Source organism: Vreelandella jeotgali Hwa (genome assembly GCF_000334215.1).
Classification (GTDB): Bacteria; Pseudomonadota; Gammaproteobacteria; order Pseudomonadales; family Halomonadaceae; genus Vreelandella; species Vreelandella jeotgali.
This window is the reverse complement of sequence record NZ_AMQY01000025.1, coordinates 112,281-135,574: the sequence shown is the minus strand read 5'-3', so window position 1 is coordinate 135,574 and position 23,294 is coordinate 112,281. Positions and strand designations below refer to the sequence as shown.

The 23,294-nt window shown below is 65.2% G+C and carries 22 protein-coding genes; 3 read left to right on the top strand and 19 right to left on the bottom strand.

The genetic code is table 11. The features are described from left to right. Nucleotides 1-162 precede the first annotated feature (162 nt). Complete coding sequence (locus C793_RS0113105; protein WP_026106297.1) at nt 163-1,497, top strand: deoxyguanosinetriphosphate triphosphohydrolase; 1,335 nt, start codon at nt 163-165, stop codon at nt 1,495-1,497. A 5-nt stretch (nt 1,498-1,502) separates the two neighbouring features. On the opposite strand, the gene C793_RS0113100 is transcribed toward C793_RS0113105, so the two are convergent. The 9 genes from C793_RS0113100 to tkt form a co-directional block, all read right to left on the bottom strand. Next, a complete protein-coding gene (locus C793_RS0113100) occupies nt 1,503-2,417 on the bottom strand; it encodes a nuclease-related domain-containing protein (protein ID WP_017431405.1) in 915 nt (304 codons plus the stop codon). Nucleotides 2,418-2,463: 46 nt separating this feature from the next. Further along, nucleotides 2,464-2,838 carry a translation initiation factor Sui1 gene (locus C793_RS0113095; protein WP_017431404.1) on the bottom strand — a complete coding sequence of 125 codons (375 nt, stop codon included), beginning with the start codon at nt 2,836-2,838 and terminating at the stop codon, nt 2,464-2,466. Between the two features lie 43 nt (nt 2,839-2,881). Further along, entirely contained in the window at nt 2,882-3,568 is a 687-nt protein-coding gene (locus C793_RS0113090; RefSeq protein WP_017431403.1) for an HAD-IA family hydrolase, read from the bottom strand. Between the two features lie 120 nt (nt 3,569-3,688). Then, nucleotides 3,689-4,753 (bottom strand): class II fructose-bisphosphate aldolase, encoded by a 1,065-nt coding sequence (fba, locus tag C793_RS0113085; RefSeq protein WP_017431402.1) that lies wholly within the window; start codon nt 4,751-4,753, stop codon nt 3,689-3,691. A 127-nt stretch (nt 4,754-4,880) separates the two neighbouring features. Further along, nucleotides 4,881-6,044, bottom strand: coding sequence for a phosphoglycerate kinase (locus tag C793_RS0113080; protein ID WP_026106296.1), 1,164 nt, complete (start codon nt 6,042-6,044; stop codon nt 4,881-4,883). Nucleotides 6,045-6,083: 39 nt separating this feature from the next. Next, entirely contained in the window at nt 6,084-7,127 is a 1,044-nt protein-coding gene (locus C793_RS0113075) for a type I glyceraldehyde-3-phosphate dehydrogenase (RefSeq protein WP_017431400.1), read from the bottom strand. A 46-nt stretch (nt 7,128-7,173) separates the two neighbouring features. After that, nucleotides 7,174-7,887, bottom strand: a complete 714-nt coding sequence (locus tag C793_RS0113070; RefSeq protein WP_017431399.1) for an LrgB family protein — start codon at nt 7,885-7,887, stop codon at nt 7,174-7,176. Next, nucleotides 7,877-8,230: a CidA/LrgA family protein gene (locus C793_RS0113065; RefSeq protein WP_017431398.1), complete on the bottom strand. Its 354-nt coding sequence runs from the start codon at nt 8,228-8,230 to the stop codon at nt 7,877-7,879. Before C793_RS0113065 ends, C793_RS0113070 begins: the two co-directional genes overlap by 11 nt. Further along, nucleotides 8,218-10,272: a transketolase gene (gene tkt, locus C793_RS0113060; protein ID WP_017431397.1), complete on the bottom strand. Its 2,055-nt coding sequence runs from the start codon at nt 10,270-10,272 to the stop codon at nt 8,218-8,220. Before tkt ends, C793_RS0113065 begins: the two co-directional genes overlap by 13 nt. A gap of 246 nt (nt 10,273-10,518) precedes the next feature. Between tkt and metK the strand changes: the two genes are divergently transcribed. Both metK and ligB read left to right on the top strand, forming a co-directional pair. Continuing rightward, entirely contained in the window at nt 10,519-11,742 is a 1,224-nt protein-coding gene (metK, locus tag C793_RS0113055) for a methionine adenosyltransferase (protein WP_017431396.1), read from the top strand. Between the two features lie 191 nt (nt 11,743-11,933). Further along, nucleotides 11,934-13,697 carry an NAD-dependent DNA ligase LigB gene (ligB, locus tag C793_RS0113050; protein WP_017431395.1) on the top strand — a complete coding sequence of 588 codons (1,764 nt, stop codon included), beginning with the start codon at nt 11,934-11,936 and terminating at the stop codon, nt 13,695-13,697. A 5-nt stretch (nt 13,698-13,702) separates the two neighbouring features. On the opposite strand, the gene C793_RS0113045 is transcribed toward ligB, so the two are convergent. From C793_RS0113045 to tmpA, 10 genes are all read right to left on the bottom strand, one after another. Then, nucleotides 13,703-14,434, bottom strand: coding sequence for an ABC transporter permease (locus C793_RS0113045; protein ID WP_017431394.1), 732 nt, complete (start codon nt 14,432-14,434; stop codon nt 13,703-13,705). A gap of 1 nt (nt 14,435) precedes the next feature. Next, nucleotides 14,436-15,149 carry an ABC transporter permease gene (locus C793_RS0113040; protein WP_017431393.1) on the bottom strand — a complete coding sequence of 238 codons (714 nt, stop codon included), beginning with the start codon at nt 15,147-15,149 and terminating at the stop codon, nt 14,436-14,438. Between the two features lie 82 nt (nt 15,150-15,231). After that, nucleotides 15,232-15,999 carry a transporter substrate-binding domain-containing protein gene (locus C793_RS0113035; RefSeq protein ID WP_017431392.1) on the bottom strand — a complete coding sequence of 256 codons (768 nt, stop codon included), beginning with the start codon at nt 15,997-15,999 and terminating at the stop codon, nt 15,232-15,234. A 47-nt stretch (nt 16,000-16,046) separates the two neighbouring features. After that, on the bottom strand, nt 16,047-16,883 hold the full coding sequence (locus C793_RS0113030; RefSeq protein WP_017431391.1) for an amino acid ABC transporter ATP-binding protein: 837 nt from the start codon (nt 16,881-16,883) through the stop codon (nt 16,047-16,049). A 7-nt stretch (nt 16,884-16,890) separates the two neighbouring features. After that, nucleotides 16,891-18,090 carry a pyridoxal phosphate-dependent aminotransferase gene (locus C793_RS0113025; protein WP_017431390.1) on the bottom strand — a complete coding sequence of 400 codons (1,200 nt, stop codon included), beginning with the start codon at nt 18,088-18,090 and terminating at the stop codon, nt 16,891-16,893. An 81-nt stretch (nt 18,091-18,171) separates the two neighbouring features. Further along, nucleotides 18,172-18,909 carry a class II aldolase/adducin family protein gene (locus tag C793_RS0113020; RefSeq protein WP_017431389.1) on the bottom strand — a complete coding sequence of 246 codons (738 nt, stop codon included), beginning with the start codon at nt 18,907-18,909 and terminating at the stop codon, nt 18,172-18,174. Further along, nucleotides 18,906-19,853 (bottom strand): glycine betaine ABC transporter substrate-binding protein, encoded by a 948-nt coding sequence (locus C793_RS0113015; RefSeq protein ID WP_017431388.1) that lies wholly within the window; start codon nt 19,851-19,853, stop codon nt 18,906-18,908. Before C793_RS0113015 ends, C793_RS0113020 begins: the two co-directional genes overlap by 4 nt. Nucleotides 19,854-19,906: 53 nt before the next feature. After that, a complete protein-coding gene (locus tag C793_RS0113010; protein WP_017431387.1) occupies nt 19,907-21,502 on the bottom strand; it encodes a 5-guanidino-2-oxopentanoate decarboxylase in 1,596 nt (531 codons plus the stop codon). Beyond that, complete coding sequence (locus tag C793_RS0113005; RefSeq protein WP_017431386.1) at nt 21,499-22,104, bottom strand: HD domain-containing protein; 606 nt, start codon at nt 22,102-22,104, stop codon at nt 21,499-21,501. The genes C793_RS0113010 and C793_RS0113005 overlap by 4 nt, the downstream gene beginning before the upstream one ends. After that, entirely contained in the window at nt 22,101-23,219 is a 1,119-nt protein-coding gene (gene tmpA / locus C793_RS0113000; RefSeq protein WP_017431385.1) for a 2-trimethylaminoethylphosphonate dioxygenase, read from the bottom strand. Before tmpA ends, C793_RS0113005 begins: the two co-directional genes overlap by 4 nt. Nucleotides 23,220-23,294: the final 75 nt, after the last annotated feature.

Genomic DNA, 23,294 nt, shown 5'->3' with positions numbered 1-23,294 from the left:
TTTATACACAGACGTATTTTATGGGCAGGATGCGACTTGCCATTCAACGAATGCGGCTGTGGTGATGGCACAGAGAAGCGCCGGAACCTGTAGTATAGACGTCTGCAGGGAGGCTCGGGGCCAACCCCGGTCTCGCATTCAATGTTCATGGAGGCGGGCCGCATGACCACGATGTGCTGGGAACAGCTGCTTTCCCCGCGACGTCTGCACGATGAGCGTCAGGCCGTGTCTCACGAGATTGGCCGCACACCCTTCCACAAGGATCACGACCGGATTGTGTTTTCCGGTTCCTTCCGTCGTCTCGGGCGCAAGACGCAGGTGCATCCGCTTACCGAGAATGATCATATCCATACTCGCCTGACGCATTCGCTGGAGGTTGGCTGCGTGGGGCGTTCACTGGGCATGATCGCAGGCGAGCTGTTACAGGATCGCCTCCCGGCGACAACAACGCCGGCGGACCTGGGCGTTATCATACAAACGGCCTGTCTGGGCCATGATATCGGCAATCCGCCGTTTGGCCATGCCGGTGAATACGCTATCCGTGACTGGTTTCAGTGTGCGGATCAGGATGGCTTGCTGACGGGACTGACGCCCGACGAACGCGCGGATCTGCTGACTTATGAAGGCAATGCCCAGGGCTTTCGAGTCATTACCCAGATAGAGTACAACCAGTTCAACGGCGGCATGCGCATGACGGCGGCAACCCTGGGAACCCTGCTGAAATATCCCTGGGCGGTGTCCCATCGCGGCACGGGGGGCAAGTTTGGAGCCTATCAGTCGGAGTTGCCCCTGCTGCGCGAGGTGGCCAATAGCCTGGGCTTGCTGCCCGAGGGAGAGGATCGCTGGTGTCGGCACCCGTTGGCATGGCTGGTGGAGGCCGCCGATGATATCTGCTATGCCTTGCTGGACTTGGAAGACGGTCTGGAAATGGGCATTCTACGCTATGAAGAAGTCGCCGATATTCTGCAGCGAGTCGCCGGTGAACTGCCCCCGGAATACGCCGAGATGCAGCGCCGGGGCGCCTCCCGGCGCCGCTGTATTGCCCTGTTGCGAGGCGCCGCCATGGAGCGTGCGGTCAACGACGTTGGTGCCGTCTTTGTCGAGCAGGAGCCGGCGCTGCTGGCCGGCACGCTGGACCGCGATCTGCTGGCCCTGTGCCATGCCGATTTAAGCCAGGGCGTACGCGATGCCAAGGCGTTGGCGCGTAAACGGATTTTTCAGAATGAGCGCAAGGCGAAGCTGGAAATCGGCGCCTATACCACCCTGGGTATTCTGCTGGAGGCGTTTATCGGCGCTGCTCACGAGCTATACCATCACGGCGATCTGTCCTTCAAGCATCAGCGCGTGCTGGCGTTGATCGGAGAAAACACGCCGACCCGGGACTGGTCGCTGTATGCCAGCTATCGGCGGATGCTGGACTTTATCGGCGGGATGACCGACCACTATGCGGTGGATCTGGCCCAGGAGATGGGCGGCAGACTCAGGGGCGATGCCTGACGTGTTCAGGCGGACGGCTGGCGTAAGTGGCTGAAGCTATGCCGCGAGCGTGCGCGTTCCTGCAATTGGCTGACGACTTGGTCGTATACATCGTCGGCCAGCTGCCACGGTGTGCCGTCGGCCAGCTGATCGCCCAGGGTTTCGCCACTGATCACATCCACATCGTCGGCTGCGTCCTGCGTATCAATGTCCCAACCGGGCAGGACCAGCATCCCGCGCACGGGAACCGACGTACCGCATTGTGTTTCCAGCCATTCGCTCAGCCAGCTGACGGCCTGGCGAACCTTGTGCAGCGGGCGGCGCTCCTGCCAATGAGGAAAGCGCAGGCGCTCGGGCTCCACGCACACCTGCTTGAGCGTACGACCATTACTGCCCAGGGCAAACGTCCGGGCGCGGGTTTCCACCACGAAGAGCCCCCCGGGCGTGACAATCACATGATCCATGGTGAAGTTGGCGGCGGGCACATCATGAAAGACCGTGTAAGGCTGTGAGGCTGCGTGTGCCAGCTGCTCAAGCTCGTGCCCCACGGCCAGCTCGCAGGCGAGCCCCAGCTTGAGGCGACGGATACGCTGATAGTCACGTACCAGCAGCAGCGAAAATATCAGCACTAGCGCGGTGCTCAGCAGGCCATAAAGTGCCCACTCGACCCAGAACTGCCGCTCCACAAACAGCATGCGTCCCATGCCGTAAACCAGCGGCGTCAGGCTGGCCAGCGGCCCCAGCGAGCCGTTGAGAAACAGCGTGGCAAAGGCCCGGTCAAGCCGGGTGCGTAGCGCCTGACCGGGGGCGCGCAGCGGCTCGGCCGTGAACGGGGAGCGCACACGGGTATCGTGGAGGCCGCGAAGCGCCAGCACCACGGCCCCGAGGGCTGCCATGGGAAAAAGAAAAATCAGCGGTAGGAGGTATTCCAGCCAAACCATGCGGAAGCCTTTGCCGTGGTGGTGGTTGTGTCGAGCGCGGGACCGCCTAGCCGCCGGCGTGTCTTGCCGTATAGCCCAGCCCGGTGAGTGCCTGATAAAGCGTATCGCGGTGGTCGCCCTGTATTTCGATGACGCCGTCCTTGACCGCGCCGCCCGTGCCGCAGCGTTTCTTCAGCCGCTTGGCCAACTGTTTGAGCTCAGCCTCGGGCAGCTTGACGCCGCTGAGCGTCGTAACGCCCTTGCCCTTGCGCCCGCTGGTTTCCCGACGGATGCGCACGATGCCATCAAGGCTGTCGAGTCGCTGCTGCTCCTGGAGTGCGCTGCAGCGGCACTCGTCCAGGGCCTCGCGGCAATCCGGGCAAGTATCACCCTGTTCGGTGGAATAGACCAGCCCGCCCAGCTGGTCGCGTAACGATGCCATGATGTTTCTCCTCTGAGTACGGCTGCCCTGGAGTGACGGCGCCCTATGGCAAGGCTGACGATAGGGTGGCAGACGCCTGCGTAAGGCGCGTTACCACGTCGGTCAGCTCATTCATGTGGCGTATCATAATGGCATTGTCCGGCGTCGTCTCGGTATCCGTAAAGCGATTCAGGTGAATGACCGTCATGCCGGCTGCCAGTGCGGCGTTAACGCCTACCAAAGCGTCGTCAATGGCAATGCAGTCGGCGGGGGCAAAGCCCATGGCGCGGGCGGCGTGAAGGTGAAGGCAAGGGTCGGGTTTCCAGCAGTTCACGGCATAGCCACTGAACAGATGCTGACCGAGGTAATGATCCAGCCCCGTGGCGTTCAGAGCGGTACGAATCTTGTTTTCGGAACCGTTGGAAACCACAGCGCCAGGGTAGTCAGCCAACTGCTGTAACGCTGTGCGGGCGCCGTCGATGGGTGAGAGCTCGACGGCAAGGCGCCTTGCCAGGTTGGAACGCATCACGTGTTCCATGCGTTTGAGTTGAGGCTCCGGCACCTGCGCGTGGTGTCGTTGCAGCCGTGACACGATATGTCGGAAACGCATGCCGCGATACCGGCTGAGGTAGTCCTCGGCGCTGAACGGCAGCCCCACGGCGTTGAGTCCTCTGGCCATCTCGTCTGCCAGCAGCGGCTCGCTATCAACCAGAGTGCCGTCACAATCAAACAGCAGAAGGGGCAAAAACATGGTGGTTCCTTGCAGCGCGCGACCGCCTCAGTGTGTCACAAAGCCTGTGACCCGGCCAGATGCCAAAAAAAAGCGGCCGTAATGGGCCGCTTTGAAAGCATCGTGGCAAGTGCCTGAGCGCTATTTGACGTTGGGCACCAGCTCGCCGCGCTCGTAGCGCATGAACATTTCTTCCAGATTGATCGGTTTGATCTTGCTGGCGTTGCCGGCGCTGCCGAAGGCTTCGTAGCGGTTCATGCAAACCTCGCGCATGGCGCCGATGGTGGCCTTGAGGAACTTGCGCGGATCAAACTCGGCCGGGTTCTCGGCGAGGAAGCGACGCACTGCGCCGGTTGACGCCAGGCGCAGGTCGGTGTCGACGTTGACCTTGCGCACGCCGTGTTTAATGCCTTCGACGATTTCGGACACCGGCACGCCGTAGGTCTCGGGAATCTCGCCGCCGTGCTGATTGATGACCTCGAGCCATTCCTGGGGAACCGAGGAAGAGCCGTGCATGACCAGGTGGGTATCCGGGATGCGCGCGTGGATTTCCTTGATGCGCTGGATGGACAGCGTATCGCCGGTGGGCGGCCGGGTGAACTTGTAGGCGCCGTGGCTGGTGCCGATGGCAATCGCCAGGGCATCAACGTGGGTGGCCTTGACGAAGTCGGCGGCTTCTTCCGGATCGGTCAGCAGCTGTTCCATATCGAGCGTGCCTGACGCGCCGACGCCGTCTTCTTCGCCGGCGGTGCCGGTTTCCAGGCTGCCCAGGCAACCCAGCTCCCCTTCGACCGACACGCCGCAGGCGTGCGCCATTTCTACCGTGCGCCGCGTCACGTCGACATTGTAGTCATAGCCGGCCGGCGTTTTGCCGTCTTCGCCCAGCGAACCGTCCATCATTACCGAGGAAAAGCCCAGCTGGATGGAGCGCTGGCATACCGCGGGGCTGGTGCCGTGATCCTGGTGCATGGCCACGGGGATGTGCGGAAACTCTTCCACGGCGGCCAGAATCAGGTGGCGCAGAAAGGGCGCCCCGGCGTATTTGCGCGCACCGGCAGACGCCTGGATAATCACCGGCGAGTCGGTCCGGTCGGCGGCTTCCATGATGGCGCGCATCTGCTCGAGGTTGTTGACGTTAAAGGCTGGAATGCCATAGCCGTGTTCGGCGGCGTGGTCCAGCATTTGGCGCATGCTGATCAGAGCCATGAAGTCACCTTGGGATCTGCAGAATAAAAGAAAACGGACGCCCCGCCTCGCGGAAGAGCAGGCAGGGCGGTAGTGAGGCGATGGTTGAGATAATGTCTCAACAACGCTTCTGTTACAAGCGTTGCCGCTATTGGGCCGCGGCTTCCAGAGCGCTGACGGCGGGCAGCGTTTTGCCTTCAACGTACTCCAGGAAGGCGCCTCCGCCGGTGGAAATATACGATACCTGATCGGCCACGGCGTATTTGTCGATGGCTGCCAAAGTATCACCGCCGCCGGCAATCGAGAAAGCGTCGCTGTCGGCAATGGCCCGAGCGATGCGCTCGGTGCCCTGGCCGAAGCGGTCGATTTCAAACACGCCCACCGGGCCGTTCCACAGCACGGTGCCGGCGCTTTGGAGCATGCCGGCCAGGCGTTCGGCGGTGGCCGGGCCAACGTCGAGGATCATCTCGTTGTCGGCCACCTGATCCACCGGCTTCACCGTGGCGGTGGCGGATTCGGACAGCTCGGTGGCCACGACCACATCGCTGGGCAGTGGAATGTCGACCTTGTCCATCAGCGTGCGGGCCTGGTCGATCAGGTCCGCCTCGTGGAGCGACCTGCCCACGTTGTGGCCGGCCGCAGCGATAAAGGTATTGGCGATACCGCCGCCGACAATCAGCTGGTCACATTTGTCGGCCAGCGCGGTCAGTACCTCGAGCTTGGTGGACACCTTGGAGCCACCGACGATCGCCGCCATGGGCCGCCGAGGCGTGGCCAGCGCGGTTTCCAGCGCCGAGAGTTCATCCGCCAACAGCGGGCCGGCACAGGCCGCCGGGGCGAAGCGTGCCACGCCGTGGGTCGATGCCTGGGCGCGGTGGGCAGTGCCGAAGGCGTCCATGACGAAGATATCGCAGAGCGCGGCGTAGCGGCGCGCCAGCGCTTCGTCGTCCTTTTTCTCGCCGGCGTTGAAGCGCACGTTTTCCAGCAGCGTCATGTTGCCGTCTTCCAGCGCCGGGGCGCGATCCAGATAGTCGCGTGTGAGCGTTACCGGGCGGTCCAGCAGCTCGCCCAGACGTTGGGCCACCGGGGCCAAAGAAAATTCCTCGGCGGGTTCCCCTTCGGTGGGGCGGCCCAGGTGGCTCATCAGCATGACGCGAGCGCCGGCATCGACTGCGGCCCTGATCGTCGGCAGTACCGCACGCAGGCGCGCATCGCTGGTGACCCGGCCGTTTTTGATGGGTACGTTGAGGTCTTCACGGATCAGCACGCGCCGGCCGCGAAGTGGAAGATCGGTCATGCGTTGCACGTTCATGAAAACGTCCTCGTCGTCTTTGTCCATGTGGGGGCAATGTCAGGCGCCGGTGCGCAGATAGGCCAGCCGCCGGGTCATGTCCAGCATGCGGTTGGCAAAGCCCCATTCGTTATCAAACCAGCATAAAAGCTTGACCAGCCGCGCCCCGGCCACCCGGGTTTGAGTGGCGTCGATAATGCCCGAGCGCGGGTCGTGGTTAAAGTCTACCGAGGCGGTGGGCGCTTCGGTATAGCCGAGTACGCCGTCGAGCCGGCCGGCGGCGTCGGCCAGCAGCCGGTTGACCCTGGCGGCATCGGTGTCGTGGCGCACGGTCAGCGAGACATCCATGGCCGAGACGTTGATGGTGGGCACGCGTACGTGCAGGCACTCAAAACGCCCGGCCAGTTCCGGCATCAGCCGGCTGATACCCCGCGCCAGGCCGGTATCCACGGGCACGATCGACTGCATGGCCGAGCGGGTCAGGCGCAGGTCGGTCTGATGATAGGCATCGATCACCGGCTGGTCGTTCATCGCCGAGTGAATCGTGGTGGTCACGCCGTGCTCTACCCCCAGGGCGTCGTTGAGCACCGTGAGCAGCGGCACCAGGCAGTTGGTGGTGCACGACGCTGCGGAAACCACCGGCTGATCCAGCGAGAGCGAATCCTGATTGATGCCCCAGACCACGGTGGTATCCACGTCGTTTTCCGCCGGCTGGGAAAACAGCAGCTGTTTGGCGCCGGCGTTGATGTGCGCCAGCGCGGTGGTGCGATCCTTGAAGCTGCCCGAGCACTCCAGCACCAGGTCGACCCCCAGTTCGCGCCAGGGCAGCTTCGCCGGGTCCGGCTCGCTCAACAGGCGAATCGGATGGCCGTTGACGATCAGGTGGCCGTCGTCGTTGTCCACCGTGCCGGGAAAGCGGCCGTGGGTGGTATCAAAGCGCGTCAGGTAGCTGATGGTCGCGGCATCCGACAGCTCGTTGATCGCCACGATGTCGATAATCGCTGGATGGTCGCAGGCCACCTCGCGCTCGATCAGGGCGCGCAGTGCGCACTGGCCGATACGGCCGTAGCCGTTGATGGCAATGCGGTATCGCGTGTCCGTCATGGTGTGACTCTCCGCCATGCTGAATCGAGTGAGGGCCCGGGCGTGTTCAGACCACCAGCCGCCAGGCCAGCGGCAGCAGCAGCGCGGTAAAAGTGCCTGTCAGGCTCATGCCCAGCGAGGCAAAGGCGCCGGCGGTCGGGCCAATTTCAAAAGCGCGCACCGTGCCCAGCGCATGGCCGTTAACGCCGAGGGCAAAGCCGATAATGCGCTCATCTGTAATGTTCATTTGCCGTGCGGCCAGGCTGACAAAGCCGATGGCGGCCACGCCGGTAACCAGCAGCGCACCCAGCAGCAGGGAGACGTTGCCGCCGATCTGCTCGGCAATGCCCATGGCAATGGGGGCAGTGACCGATTTGGCGGCAAGCGAGGCGATAGTCTCGGGGGTGGCTCCCATGAGCCAGGCAATGCCCAGCGCGTAGACAATAGCCATGGTGGCTGATATCGGCAGGCATACGGCCAGCGGGCGCCACAGCTGTCGAATGCGAGGCAGCAGCTGGTACAGCGGCATGCCCAGAGCCACGGTAGCCGGGCCCAGCAGTACGGTAAGCCAGCGAGCGCCCTCCTGATAGGTCGTGTAGTCCATCCCGGTGAGCACCAGCGCTCCGACAAGCAGGGCGGTGGCGAGCACAATGGCCGGCAGCCAGGGCGGCCGGCCCAGGCGCTTGAGCAGCGCCATGGCGACCAGATAGGCAGTCAGCGTGAGCGCCACGGCGAACAGCGGCGTGGCGCTCAGTCGCTGTAGCAGCGCCTCACCCAGCATGGTCATCCCGCATCAGGCGCTGCAGCAGCCAAAGCGTGGTGAACACGCTGAACAGGGTGCCTATGATCAGGCTGATGATGATGGCGGTCCACTGTCCGGCCAGCTGATCGATCATGAAAAACACACCGGTAACGCCGGGCATGATCAGCATCGCCAGCATCGCGATCAGCGGCTGGGCAGCAGCGGCAACGCTTTCCGGCACGCCGCCGTTTATCGCCAGGGCGCCGCACAGCAACAGCATGCCGATCACGCCGGAAGAAACAGGAATGCCGGTGTAGTGGACGATCAGCTCACCGGCAAGCCAGCACAGCAGTAGCCACAAAAAACCGTTCAGCGCAGGCATGACGTCACCGATAAAGGCATTGACTCCAGCAGCGCCCGGGCCTGCTCGACCACGTGATCCACGGTAAAACCGAAGTGCTTGAACAAATCACCCGCCGGCGCGGACTCGCCGTAGGTGGTCATGCCGATCACGCGGCCCTCCAGGCCCACATACTTGTACCAGTAGTCGGCATGGGCCGCCTCGATGGCAATGCGCCGGGTCACGGCGGCGGGCAGTACGCTTTCGCGGTAGTCGGCGCCCTGGCCGTCGAAGCGCTGGGTAGACGGCATGGAGACCACGCGCACGGCATGACCCCGGTTCTCCAGTTCGGTAGCGGCGTCCATGGCCAGGCCGACTTCGGAGCCGGTGGCAATCAGGATCAGCTCCGGCGTTGCCTCGTTTTCCTTGAGTGAACTGTCTTTAAGGGAACCGTCTTTAAGAACGTAACCACCGCGCTGGATATTGGCGAGCTGGGCCTGAGTGCGCGGCTGGTGGTCGAGATTCTGGCGCGACAGTACCAGCGCGCTGGGGCCGGAACGGCGCTTGAGCGCGTTGTCCCAGGCGGCGGCGGTTTCCACCGCATCGCACGGCCGCCAGGTGCAGAGGTTGGGTGTGGTGCGCAGGTTGGTGAGCTGTTCCACCGGCTGGTGGGTGGGGCCATCTTCGCCCAGGCCAATGGAATCGTGGGTGAAGACGTAAATGGCCTGCTGGTTCATGAGCGCGGCCATGCGGATGGCGTTGCGCATGTACTCCATGAAGATCAGAAAGGTGGCGCCGTAGGGCACAAAGCCGCCGTGCAGGGCGATGCCGTTCATGATTGCGCCCATGCCGAACTCGCGCACGCCGTAGTGCAGGTAGTTGCCGTCGGCCGAGTCGGGCGTGATGGCCCGGGCGCCGTCCCAGAAGGTCAGGTTGGACGGCGCCAGGTCGGCGCTGCCGCCAAGCAGCTCGGGCAGCTGTGGGCCCAGCTCGTTCAGCGTGGCCAGCGAGGCCTTGCGCGATGCGGTGGTCTTGGCGTCCTGCTGCGCCTGCTCGACCAGCGCCTCGCTGGAGAGCGGGTCGGGCAGACGCGGCTTCAGGCGGCGCTCGAATTCCGCCGCTGCGTCGGGCCAGGCCTCGGCGTAACGGGCAAAGCGGGCGCGCCATTCCTGCTGGCGCGCCTCACCGGCCTCGTGGGCATCCCAGCCGGCGTAGATCGGCTCGGGGATATGAAATGGCGCGTGTGGCCAGTCCAGCCGTTCCCGCGCGGCGGCCACCTCGTCATCGCCCAGGGCGGCACCGTGGGTGGCCGCCGTGCCCTGCTTGTTGGGGGCGCCAAAACCAATCACCGTGCGGCAGATTATCAGGCTGGGCTTGTCGTCGTGGGTCAGCGCCATCTCGATGGCGGCCTTGATTTCCTCGGGCTTGTGGCCGTCAACGCTGGGCACGACGTGCCAGCCGTAGGCTTCGAAGCGCCTGGCGGTATCGTCGGTAAACCAGCTATCGAGCTCGCCGTCGATGGAAATGCCGTTATCGTCGTAAAACGCCACCAGCTTGCCCAGCTGCTGGGTTCCGGCCAGCGAGGCGACCTCGTGGGAAATACCTTCCATCAGGCAGCCGTCGCCGAGAAAGCACCAGGTGCGGTGGTCGACAATCGCGTGCCCGGGGCGGTTGAACTGGGCGGCCAGCGTCTTTTCGGCCAGGGCCATGCCCACGGCGTTGGCAAACCCCTGACCCAGCGGGCCGGTGGTGGTTTCAATCCCCGGCGCGTAGCCGTATTCCGGGTGCCCGGCGGTGGCCGCATGGAGCTGGCGGAAATTCTGCAGCTGTTGCAGGCTGAGATCGTGGCCGCTCAGGTGCAGAAGCGAGTAGAGCAGCATCGAGCCGTGGCCGTTGGAGAGCACAAAGCGGTCGCGGTCGGCCCATTGCGGATCGTTGGGGTTGTGCCGGAGATAGTCATTCCACAGCACTTCAGCGATATCCGCCATGCCCATGGGGGCGCCGGGGTGGCCGGAGTTGGCCTTTTGCACGGCATCCATGGAAAGGGCGCGAATGGCATTGGCCAGCTCAAAACGGGTCGGCATGGGGGCTCCTCGCCTACAAACGTAAATCAAAACGCCATTATCGCTGACTTCACCCACGGCGGCAAATTCTGGGAATCCGCGTGGTCAGGGTGTAAACTCGGCCGTCCTGCATACGTTGATGCTTCTATATTGGATGCTTCGTATAGTTGTCTGTCACTTAACCGTTACGGCTTGATGCTGCTTGCGCTCTGCAAGCGAGGGTCGCCACCGGAACGCCTGCCATCAGTACAGAGGGTCGAGAGCGCGATGAGCGAATATTCCCTGTTTACCTCCGAGTCGGTCTCCGAAGGCCATCCCGACAAGATCGCCGACCAGATTTCCGATGCGGTGCTGGACGCCATTATCGCCCGCGACAAGCAGGCACGGGTTGCCTGTGAAACCCTGGTCAAAACCGGCGTGGCGATTATTGCCGGCGAGGTCACTACCTCGGCATGGATCGATCTGGAAGCGCTGGTCCGCCGCGTGATCAACGATATCGGCTACACCTCCTCCGACGTCGGATTTGACGGCGATACCTGCGGCATCATCAACCTGATCGGCAAGCAGAGCGTGGATATTGCCCAGGGCGTGGATCGCACCCGGCCCGAAGACCAGGGCGCCGGCGACCAGGGGCTGATGTTCGGCTACGCCACCAACGAAACCGACGCCTATATGCCGGCGCCGGCGTATTACGCCCACCGGCTGGTGGAAAAGCAGTCGCAGCTGCGCCGTGAAGGGCTTCTGCCGTGGATGCGGCCGGACGCCAAGAGTCAGCTGACCTTCCGCTACGACGAACACGGCAAGCCCTGCGGTGTCGACGCCGTGGTGTTGTCGACCCAGCACGACCCCGATATCGAGCAGGACGAGCTGCGCAAGATCGTCAAGCGCGAGATCATCGAGCCGGTGATTCCCGCCGAGTGGCTGGACGACAGCACCCAGTACCACATCAACCCGACCGGCCAGTTTGTGATTGGCGGCCCGGTTGGCGACTGCGGACTGACCGGCCGCAAGATCATCGTCGATACCTACGGCGGCATGGCGCGCCACGGCGGCGGGGCGTTTTCCGGCAAGGACCCGTCCAAGGTCGACCGTAGCGCCGCCTACGCCGGGCGCTATGTGGCCAAGAACATCGTGGCCGCGGGGCTGGCCGACAAGTGCGAGATTCAGATTTCCTACGCCATCGGCGTGGCCGAGCCGACCTCGGTATCCGTGGATACCTTCGGCACCGCCAGGGTCGACGAAGCCACCATCATTCGTCTGGTGCGCGAGCACTTTGACCTGCGCCCCTACGCGATCACCCGAATGCTCAACCTTGAGCATCCCATGTATCAGCTGACCGCCGCCTACGGCCACTTCGGCCGCGAACCCTTCGAGCACAGCTACCGCTGGACCGACGATCGGGGAGAACCGCAGGTGGAAACCTTTACCGCCTTCCCCTGGGAAAAGCTCGACCGCGCCGATAGCCTGCGCCAGGCCGCCGGACTGGCGTAACCCGGCCAGAGCCCGGCACCTGTACCGGGCCATCTTCCCTCTTCCCGGCCCCGCTGATGCGGGGCTTTTTCTGTTTGAGCATCAATCATGCCCGCTCGAGGGTAATGCTCGCCCGAGGCCGATGCGCTGCGCACTGTGCCGGGAATCCGCTATGCTCAGGGGAGCCGGAGATCAACACAGGGAGCGACACCATGCAGGGAATCTGGCGGCAGACGTTATGGCTCGCGGCAATGCTTGCCGCGTTACTGGTCGGTGCCGTGGTCAGCGACGCGGCAGCCGCCGACAGCTGTCCGCGCTGGGACAAACCGCGCCTTGAGCAGGAAATCAGCGCGCTCGAAGCGCGCCTGGCACGCTGGGACCGCGCTTATTACCGGGACGGCGGCTCGCCCGTCGACGATGAACTCTATGATCAGGCGGGCGCCAGGCTGGAGGCCTGGCGCAAATGCGCCGGTCAGCCCGAGCGCCATACCCCCAAACTGCGCGTCACTACCAGCCGTTCGGCAGGCGCTGGCGCAAACGCCGGGGGTGTGCGTCGTCACCCGGTGGTGCAAACCGGCCTGGAAAAAACCGACGGCGACGGCATCAAGCGCTGGTCCAGCCGCCGGGAGGATCTCTGGATTCAGCCCAAGGTGGACGGCGTAGCCGTTACCTTGCGCTACGCCGAAGGCCAGCTTGTTGAAGCCGTCAGCCGCGGCGACGGCCAGCGCGGTCAGGATTGGACCGCCCGCGCCCGGGAACTGCCTGCGGTACCCGATACCCTGCCCGATGACCTGTCGGCGGTGCTGCAGGGCGAGCTGTACTGGCGCCTTTCAAGGCATATTCAGGCCGAGCCGCAGCGCCATCGGGCGCGCAATAAAGTAGCGGGACTAATGCGCAAGGCCGCGCCGTCTGCCGACGCGCTTGAGCGCGTGGGGCTGTTTGTCTGGGGCTGGCCCGACGGCCCCGTGACCATGTCCGAACGTCTGGCGGGCCTCACGGCGCTGGGCCTGGATACCGCCGACTATACCCATGCCCTGAATGATCGCCGCGACGCCGCTTACTGGCGCCAACGCTGGTACCACACGCCGCTGCCGTTTGCCTCGGACGGCGTTGTGCTCAAACAGGGGCGGCGGCCGGACGGCACCCACTGGCATTCGCGCCCGCCCGCCTGGACCCGGGCGTGGAAATATCCCGCCCAGCGGGCGCTTGCCGGCGTGCGCGGCATTGAGTTTCGCATCGGCCGCACCGGGCGGATTACGCCGCTGGTATATCTCGATCCGGTGTATATCGAAGGGCGGCGTATCAGCCGGGTGTCGCTGGGGTCGCTGGCGCGCTGGAAGCGCCTCGACGTGCGCGCCGGCGATCAGCTGTCTGTCACCCTGGGCGGGCTGACCATCCCCGAGCTGGAAAGCGTGGTCTGGCAGGCCGGCGAGCGAGAACCGCTGCGGGTGCCGGAGGCCGGGCGTTACGACCGGCTGAGCTGCCTTGCTCTGTCCGGCGCCGAGGCGTCAGCGTCAACCGGCGAGTCGCGGCCGCCCGAATGCAAGCGCCAGCTGCTCGCGCGGCTGGACTGGCTGGGGCAGACGCTGGGCATGAGCGGTGTCGGCGAGGGCACCTGGCAGGCGTTGATGGATGCCGGCGCGGTGACCGACCTGCTGGACTGGCTGGCGCTGGATCGAGCCGGGCTGGAGCAGGTGCCGGGGATCGGTGCGGCCCGGGCACAGACTCTGCAAGCGCGCTTTGACGCCGCCCGGCAGCAGCCGTTTGCTGTCTGGCTTGAGGCGCTGGGTGCCCCGCCGGGAAGCGACCGGGCCAGCGGCAACTGGGCGACGCTGTCCGGCTACACCAGGCGCGACTGGGCCTCGCGGTCGGGGATCGGCTCGGTACGCGCCGAGGACCTGGTGGCGTTTTTTCGTGCCCCGGCGGTTCGGGCGCTGGCCGACCGCCTGGCAGCGGCCGGCATTGACGGTTTTTGAGCCGTTCAGGCGCGTCCGGGTATCAGCCGGCGGCCGCGGGTCGGGCGCATGCCGGGAAAGCGCTGCTCGACCTGGCGCAGCACCAGCGTCAGCACCACCGTCATGGCCAGATAGATACCCGCAATCAGCATCAGCGGCTCGTAAACCAGGAACATCTCGTCGCGGATGATGTTGGCCGCCTGCAGCAGATCCATCATGGCAATGGTCGACACCAGGGGTATCGACTTGAGCAGCAGGATCATCTCGCCGGTCAGGGTCGGCAGGCACAGCTGGATGGCCCGGGGCAGCCACAGACGAAAGAAAACCTGCGTCGGCGACATGCCAAAGGCACGGCCGGCCTCGCGTTCGCCCGGCGGCACGCTGATCAGCGCACCGCGGATGACCTCGCCGGAGTAGGCGCCGACGCTGAGGATGAAGGTCAGCGCGCCGTAGAAGAACGGATCGCGCAGCACCGGCCAGATCAGACTCTCCTGGATGCCGGGAATCCCCTCGAGCAGGCGCCCCACGCCGTAATAGAAAAAGAACAGCTGCACCAGCAGCGGCGTGCCGCGCATCACCGTGGTAAAGCCGTGGATACACCAGGCCAGCGGCCTCGGCCCCTTGAGCCGCGCCAGCGCCAGGGTGATGGCCAGTGCCAGGCCGCCGGCTGCCGAGACGATAACCAGCAGCAGCGTGTTGATGAACCCTTCGAGCAGATAGGACTGGTAAAAAGGGTCGCTCAGCCAGGAAAACTCCATATCAGGCCTCCTCGGTAGCCGGCTGGCCGCGACGCACATAGCGTTCCAGGCGCGCAAACAGCGCGGTGGAAGTGAGCGTCATGGCGAGATAGATAACCCCCGCAGCGGCGTAGAACAGGAACTGCGCGCGGGTGCTGTCGGCCGCTTGCTGAATCGTGAAGAACAGCTCGTTGAAGCCGATAACGCTGACCAGCGCAGTGTCCTTGATCAGAATCAGCCAGAGATTCGACATGCCGGGAATGGCGTTGGGCAGCATCCCGGGAATCACGATGCGGGAAAAGCGCGCCCAGGGCGAAAAGCCGAAGGCGTTGGCGGCTTCCAGCTGACCGCCGGGAATGGCAAGAATGGCACCGCGCAGCACCTCGGTCATATAGGCCCCCTGCACAAAAGCCAGCACGCCCACCGCGGTAACGAAGCCGTTGATGGTCACGTTGCCGGCAAAGCCCAGAGCGTTGGCAATGGCGGTCAGCGCCGGCGGGCCGGCATAGTAGAGCAGAATGAGCAGCAGCAGCTCGGGAATGGCGCGTACGGCCGTGGAATACGCCGTGGCCAGGCCGCGCAGCGGCGCCCAGGGGCTGAGCCGCGCACTGGCGCCGATCAGCCCCAGCACCAGGCCAATGGCATAGGAGAGCACGGCGATTTCAATGGTGGTCAGCGCACCTTCGGCAATGGGGCCGGCCCAGTCGATCAGCCCCTCCTGGGATACCTGATTCATGGCAACGAAAGTCTCTGTTGAGGCAGAAGAAGAGAGAGGCGCCGCTCGGGCGCCTCTCGGCGAGCGTCGTCAGGGACGGGAATCAGGTACAGATATCGGTACCGAAATACTCGTTGGACAGGTCGGTGCAGGTGCCCTCTTCAAACACGTCTTCAATGGCGTCGTTGAGGTCGGCCTGCAGCGCATCGTCGTCGGGGCGCAGACCGAGGCCGACGCCTTCGCCGTAGGCAGAATGATGCGGAGCCTTGCCCTTGATCTCGAAGTCGGCGGCGGCGTCGCGTTCCACCAGTTCCTGCATGGCAATCTGGTCGGCGAGTATCACGTCAAGGCGCCCGGAAAGCAGGTCGCGGTTGACCTGTTCGGCCTGGTCATAAAGGCGAACCTCAGCGCCGCTGTCGCGCAGGGCGCGGCGGGCGTAGGTCGCATTGGTGGTAGCGCTCTGTACGCCCAGCACCTGGCCGTCGAGGTCGTCCGGCGGGGTGAACGCCATGTCTTTGGCGGCGACGTAGGCGCCCGGCGTGAAGTAGTAGGGGTCGCTGAAGTCGATCACCCGCTGGCGGGCTTCGGTAATCGACATGGAGTTCATGATCATATCGATGCGGCCGTCCTTGAGCGACGGGATAATGCCGCTCCAGCCGGTGGGCTTGATCTCGCATTCGCGGTTCATGGCGTCGCAGAAAGCCAGCCCCAGCTCGACCTCGAAGCCGGTCCAGTCGCCGTCGGACGAGGTGTAGGTAAAGGGTGGATAGGGCTCGGCCGAAATGCCGATTTGCAGCGGCTCGGCGGCCTGTCCCGTGGTGGACAGCGTGAGCAGGGCCAGGGTCGAGGCAGCGATCAGGTTATAGTTCATTATAGGCTCCGTTGCGTGATCATATAGGGGATGGGGAAGGAGGGGCGTCAGGCCGCCGGCGAAACAAAGCGGCGGCAGCGCTCGTTCGGACTGTTGTCGAAAACCTCCTGCGGCGTGCCGGCCACGCCGACAACGCCCTGGTCGAGAAACACGACCTGGTCGGAGACTTCCCGGGCAAAGGCCATTTCGTGGGTCACCATCACCATGGTGCGCCCTTCGTCGGCCAGGCTGCGGATAACGCTGAGGACTTCGCTGACCCGCTCGGGGTCGAGCGCCGAGGTCGGCTCGTCGAACAGCAGGACGCGGGGTTCCATGGCCAGCGCGCGGGCAATGGCCACGCGCTGCTGCTGGCCGCCGGAAAGAAAGGCAGGGTAGCTGTCACGTTTGTCGGCCATGCCGACCCGTTCGAGGTAATGGTCGGCGCGGCGAATGGCGTGCTTGCGCGAGAGCTTCTGGACGCGCATCGGCGCTTCGGTAATGTTGCCCAGTACCGTGAAATGCGGCCAGAGGTTGAACTGCTGGAATACCATGCTGACCCTGGCGCGCAGCCGCTGAAGCTGGCGCCGGTCCAGGCCGATAATGTCGCCCTGGCGATTGCGGTCGAAAAGGATCGCTTCGTCCGCAATCGTCAATTCGCCTTGAACGGGGCGTTCCAACAGGTTGAGACAGCGCAGCAGGGTGCTTTTGCCCGAACCGCTGGCGCCGATGATGGAAGTGACGCTGCCCTCGTCCACCTGGAGGGAAACGTCGCGGAGGACTTCGAGATCGCCGAAGCGTTTAACGATGTGGCGGGCTTCCACCGGCCGGGCAATGGCAGATGCGGGTGTGGCGCCGGGCGATGAAGACGTGTCGGGAGCTGTGTTGGCGTTGGGCGATGACGTCATGGGCAACTCATTGAACGGTGGAAAGAGAGGCAGCTTCGTCGCGGGCTGCCGTGGCGGTCTGCGCCAGGCGCTCGCTGGCGCTGCGCAGCCGCGCTTCGTCGACGGTCAGGCTGAGGCGCACAAAGCCCGCGGCCGAGGGGCCAAAGGCTTCGCCGGAGAGTACCGAGACGTTCTGTTCGTCGAGTAGCCGGTCGGCAAATGCCTGCGAGGACAGCCCGGTGGCGCGGACGTCCACCATCATGAACATGCCGGCAGCGGGCTTGACAACGTCCACGGCGGCGCAGTCCTCGAGAGCGGCGCATACGGCATCGCGCCGCGCCCGATAGGCTTCGCGCATGGTCTCAAGGCCGGGCGGCTGCTGTGTCAGCGCGCTGCAGGCGGCGTCCTGGATGAAGTCCGGGCAGCCGTAGAGCATGCACAGCGCCAGGTGGCTCAGATGGCCGATCAGCGCCTCGGGGCCGAGAACCCAGCCCAGCCGCCAGCCGGTCATGGCGTGGGACTTGGACAGGCTGTTGATGACCACGGTGCGCTCGGCCATGTCGGGCAGGCTCGCCGCGCAGGTGTGCTCGCCGTCAAAAATCAGCTCGGCGTAGACCTCGTCGGAGACCAGCCAGAGGTCGTGCCGGCGGCACAGCGCTGCTACGGCTTCCCACTGTTCGCTTTCGATCAGCTGACCGGTGGGGTTGTGCGGGCTGTTGAGCATGATGGCCCGGGTGCGCGGGGTAATCGCGGCTTCGATATCGGCGGCGTCCAGGCGGAAACCGCGGTCCCCGGACAGCGGAATGCGCACCATGTGAGCGCCGGTGGACTGCAGAACGGCCTCGTAGGTGACATAGCAGGGCTCGGGGACAATGACTTCGTCGCCGGGGTCGAGCAGGCACTGGGCGGTGGCGTAGAGCCCGCACTGGGCGCCGGCCATGATGATGAGGTTATCCGGCGTGGCGTCCACGCCGTTCGCCCGGTAGCGGTGCGCAATTGCCTCGCGCAGCGACTGCTTGCCCTGGACGTCGGGATAGTGGGTGGCACCGCCGCGCAGGCTTTCCACAGCGCTTTCGATGATCGGCTCGGGGGTGGTGAAGTCCGGGTCGCCCACCGACAGCACGGTGATGTCGTCGCCCGCGGCCTGACGCGCCAGCGCGCGGTTGTGAATGTCCCAGGCCGCCGCGCCTTCGCCGGCGATGCGCTCGGTAAGTCGGGAGTATTGCATGTTGAACCTCGGTATCTGGTATTCGGTAGTCGGTATTGGGGTAGCGGGTATTCAGGTCGTGGGTGTTCAGCCAGTGGATATTCAGCTGAAAAGGTGGTTGTCGTCGGTGAGGCGGCGCCGTTCGGCCTGCCAGGCGCGCGCGTTGCCGTGGGGGCTGTCGGCCCAGGTTTCGTACTGGCGGGCGACTTTTTCGGCCAGCTCGGGGGAGGCCAGCCGCAGCGGCCGCCCGGTGGCCTGCGCGGCCAGCTGGGCCTGGCAGCTGCGCTCCAGGTCGCGCATGCGCAAAAACGCCTCGCCAACGTCGCGTCCGCAGGTCAGCAGGCCGTGCTGGCGCAGCACCATGGCCGAGCAGTGGCCCAGGTCAGCGGTCAGCCGCTGGCGCTCGTCGAGGTCCAGGGCGATGGCTTCGTAGTCGTGGTAGGCCAGGCGGTCGTGGAGCTGCAGCGACCACTGATTCAGCGGCAGCAGGCCTTCTTCCAGACAGGAAAGCGCGACGCCGGCCACGGTATGGGTGTGCAGCACGCAGGCGGTGTCGGGACGAGCGGCATGAATGGCGCTGTGAATGGTAAAGCCGGCGGGGTTGATACCCAGCCCGGTGGGGTCGTCGAGCACCTCGCCGTCGGCATTCACGGTGACCAGCTGATCCGCGCGGATTTCCTCGAAGCGCAAGCCGAAAGGGTTGAGCAGAAAACGCTCCCCGGGCAGGCGCGCGGAAATATGCGTCGAAATACCGTCATCCATGCCGTCCAGGGCGATGAGGCGGTAGGCGGCGGCGAGATCCTGACGGATAGTCGCTTCGGACTCAAAGCTGGCGTTCACAGGCTATCCTTGACCGCTGCCACGGCGTCTTCGCCGTTTCGCGTGGTCACGCCGTCGAGAAAGGTCGCCACGCGCTCGGGATTGTCGGCCAGCCAGTCGTGGGCCACGGTTGCCAGCTCGCCGTCTTCGTGGCTGTAATCGCGGATAAATTCGCTTTGTTCGTCGGCGGAGAGCACGAACTGGTCGAGCAGCCGGCGCAGGTTGGGGTTGGCGTCGGCGTAGCGCTGGGTAACGATGGTCTTGACGTCGCTTTTGCCGTTGTCGTCGCCGTACACGCCCTCCGGATCGTCAAGAATCCGGGTGTTGTATTCGGGCACCATCCAGTGGGGCGTCCAGCCGTAGAAGATGATCCAGCGTTCCTCCTGGGTCGCGCCTTCCACCTCGCTGAGCATGCCGGGGGTTGAAGAGGGTTTGCCCTCCCAGTCGCCCAGGCTGTAGATGTCGGCGTCGATGGCATCGTTGAGCATGTCGGTAACCGTGGAGCCGCTTTCGATGCTGTAGACGCTGCGCTTGAAGCGCTTGGCAACCTCGGGGTCGGCCAGCTGTTCGGCGCTGGTGATGCCGGCATCGGCCACGTAGCCCGGCACCGAAAAGCCCATGCGCGCGCCGGTGACGTTATTGCCCAGGTCGACAATGGTGCCGCTTTCCATGGTGGCGTCGTAGCTTTCCTGCTGGGCGGGCAGCCAGCCGGCGAGAAAGACGTCGCTGTCGCCGCTTTCCAGTGTGGAGTAGCCCACCGTGGAGCTGAGCTGCTGTTTTTCGGTGGTGTAGCCCAGCGGCTCGATCAGCTGGCTGAAGATTTCGCTTTTGACGGTGACGCCGGGCCAGGGCGGGACCACCATGCGCAGGGTGTCGTTTTTATCGGTGGCCAGGGCCGATCCGGACAGGCTCAGCCCGGTGATCAGGGTCAGGGTCGTGGCGGTGCGTTGTAGTGTCGTGTGCATGCGTCAGACGCCTCTTTATCACGGGTGAAAAGCGGACGATGTCGGGCGCGTTATCAGAGCGACGCGGCCCAGGCGGCGGCATCGACCTCGATCAGTAGCGGTGAATCGGCTTCGCTGAGTTGCCCCAGCGCTGCGTGCAGGCTGGACTGACTGCCGACCCGAGTATGGCGGCAGCCGTAGGATAAAGCGAGCGCCGGGAAATCCGGCGCCGCCAGGTCAACGCCCAGGTGCGGAACGTCGCTGAGCGACATATAACGACGAATCTCATCGTAGCCGTTGTTGTTCCACACCATCACGGCGACCGGCCGGCCCAGATCCCGGGCGGTGCCCAGTTCGCCGAGCACAAACTGCAGCCCGCCGTCGCCCACCAGGGCGATTACCGGCAGGTCGGGCTGTGCCAGCGCCGCGCCCAGGGCGGCGGGCAGCCCGTAGCCGAGGGTGCCAAAGCCGGTTGCGGCGTTGAACCAGCGCCGCGGGGCGGGCATGTCGGCGAGGAAGTTGCCGGCGTAGACCGGCCCGGTGGAATCCCCCACGACCACCGCGTCGGGCAGCACTTCGTTCAGCGTGGTGAAAAGCGGCGCGTAGGGCGCCAGCTCCGCATCGTCGGCCAGCGCCAGGTCGCGGTGCAGGTCAGCGGTGCGGCGGGCACCGTCGCGCGCGGCGCTCGCCGGCAGGTGCGCGCTCAGCCCGCGCAGGGCTTCGCCGGCGTCGGCCTGGATGGCGAGATCGGCGGACTGGTTGCGGCCCAGCTGCTCGGGGTCGATATCGACCCGGATCAGCCGGCCGTTGAGTTGGAAGTCATCCTCGGCGTCCAGCTCGTAGTCGGTTTCGCCGATTTCGGTGCCCAGCGCCAGCACCACGTCGGCCTCGGCGGCCAGGCGGCGCGCGGCGGGCAGGCTCATGGTGGCGCCCAGGTTCAGCGGATGCGCACGGCCGAGAACGCCCTTGGCGTTGATGGTGGTAAACGCCGGCGCGTCGAGCTGTTCGACCAGCGCCCGGGCGGCCTCGGGGTAGGCAGCGGTACCGCCGCCCAGCATGACCAGCGGGCGTGCGGCGCTATCAAGCCAGTCGCCGGCCAGCGCCAGCGCCTCGGGCGCCGGGGCCGGTGGAAAGATGCGCGCCGGCGGTGCGGCGGTTGCCGGTGCCGGGGCATCCATGACGTCGAGGGGCATTTCGATATGCACCGGCCCCGGCCGGGCGCTTGCGAAGATCGCAAAGGCGCGCGCCAGCACTTCGGGCAGCGCCGCCGGGTCGTTGAGGCTGTGGCTGAGCCGGCTGACCCCGGCGAGCGTCTCGCTCTGGTGGGGCATTTCGTGCAGCCGGCCCTGGCCGCGCCCCAGCGTGGGGCGATGGTTGGCGCTGGAAATCACCAGCATGGGCACCGAGTCGGCCAGCGCCTGGCCCATGGCAGTGGCGATATTGGTCATGCCCGGGCCGGTGACGATAAAGCAGGCGGCGGGCTTGCCGCTGGCACGGGCGTAGCCGTCGGCCATGAAGCCCGCGCCCTGTTCGTGGCGCGGGGTAAAATGAGTCAGCCGGCTATCGCCCAGAGCGCGGTAGAGCTCGATGGTATGCACGCCGGGAATGCCGAACGCGGTGTCGACACCGCGCTCTTCGAGTAGCTGAATCAGTCGCTGAGCACAGTTCATGCGCCTTCCTTCTCGTTGTCGCCCGCGTCGCTGACTGCCGGCAGGCCGCCGAAGGGCTCGCGGCCCAGCACGCGCTCGACCATGGGCACAAAGTGCGATAGTGGCAGCGTATCGTAGTCGGGGTCGAAGCTGGCCTGATCCCAACGGTCGCAGAAGCGCACCGTGCGCTCATAGGCCGGATGGTCGCTGAACTGCTCCCGGGCGTGGGGGTCCAGACCGAAAAAGTGGCGGTAGTGGTAGCCCTGGAACAGCTCGTGATGGCGGATCATCCAGGCGTTGAGCGGATCGATGAACGGCTCGAGGATGCCCGCAGCGATCTCGGCGTGGTTGGCCGGCGAGAGGTCGTCGCCAATGTCGTGGAGCAGCGCACAAACGATCATCTCCTCGTCGGCGCCGTCGCGCAGCGCCCGGGTGGCGGTTTGCAGGCTGTGCTCGTAGCGGTCCACCGGGTAGCCGTGGTTGTCGCCGGAAAGGCGATTCAGGTGTTCGAGCACCCGGCGCGGGGCATCGGCCACATAGTCGCGGAAATGATCGTCAATCAGCGCCCATTCTTCCGGGCGGGCCTCGCCGAAGTGGCGGAAATGTGCCTGAGACTGGCTCATGCGACCTCCTCGTTGTTGCGCGATGTTTGCTGTTGGCGGCGCAGCACTTCGCGGCGGCTGGCGGTGCTGTCGCGGTCCACGTAGCCCTGGCGCAGGTGGCGGACACCGCCGGCGAGTTCGTAGGCGCGCCGGCCGTGAAACAGGCGGTAGTTGTCCATGATCAGCATCTGGCCGGGGTTGAGCTTGAGGTGCACGGTCAGCTCGTCGCCGGTAATCAGCTGGTTGAACTGCTGGCGGGCGGCGTAATAGGCCTCCAGTTCGTCGGCGGGCAGCGCCGGCACCAGCTCGGTGCGGTTGGAGAAGCGTACCCGAACCGGCTCACCCTCGCTGTTGAGCTCGATCAGCGGCCCTTCGCTTTCCAGATAGGTGGTTTCATCCTCGTAGCGGAAGGTGGGCCAGACCCGGCTCAGGGCGTCAAAGGCGGCCGGGTCGCGTTCGCGCAGCACCTGGGCGGCGCGATAGCCGTCGACCAGCGTATTGTCGCCGCCGTCGGCGGCGTTGGTCAGGCAGTGCAGCCAGATATAGCCGGGGATCGGATCGCGGTAGGGGTTGTCGGTATGCGGCTCCAGACCGCGCTGGGTCATGGTCAGGTCGTAGGCGTTGGCCACCGACTTGACGTCGGCAATGCCGCCCCAGTTGGTGCGCCGCAGCGGGCCGATGCGCTCGATCAGCGCGTGCATGCCGTCCTCGGTGGTGGGGACGTTGGACACCAGCACGAAACCGTAGCGGTGCAGTTCGTCGAGCATGTCGAGCAGCGCGCCGTCGTCGTCCAGCGCCGCGTTGAAGTCGGCTTCCGGCGTGTGTTCGAGGCCGGCATCCCAGAGCGGCTTGTCTGCCTGGCGGGAGGACGGCTTGAGCAGCGTGTCGAGATCAAAATCCGCCTGGTGCCCGTCGCTGAAGCGTACGGACAGCTGCTGGCCGTCAACGTCGGCCTGCTCAATACGCAGGTCCAGCGGCAGGTCGGCGGCTTCGATCAGGCGCTGGCCGGTGCGCGGGTCCAGAGTATCGGGCGCGGGGCTGCGCTCGCGTAGCCAGAGCGCGGGCAGCTCCCGGGTCTGGTCCTGGTCGTCCAAAGCCAGGCGGCGATTGTCGGCAACGAGATTGACGTGTGTCATGGCGGTCTCTCCACAAGCATGCTACGGGTGACGGACATCTACCCTAGTGGCAGCCGGTGGATATCACTTGATAAA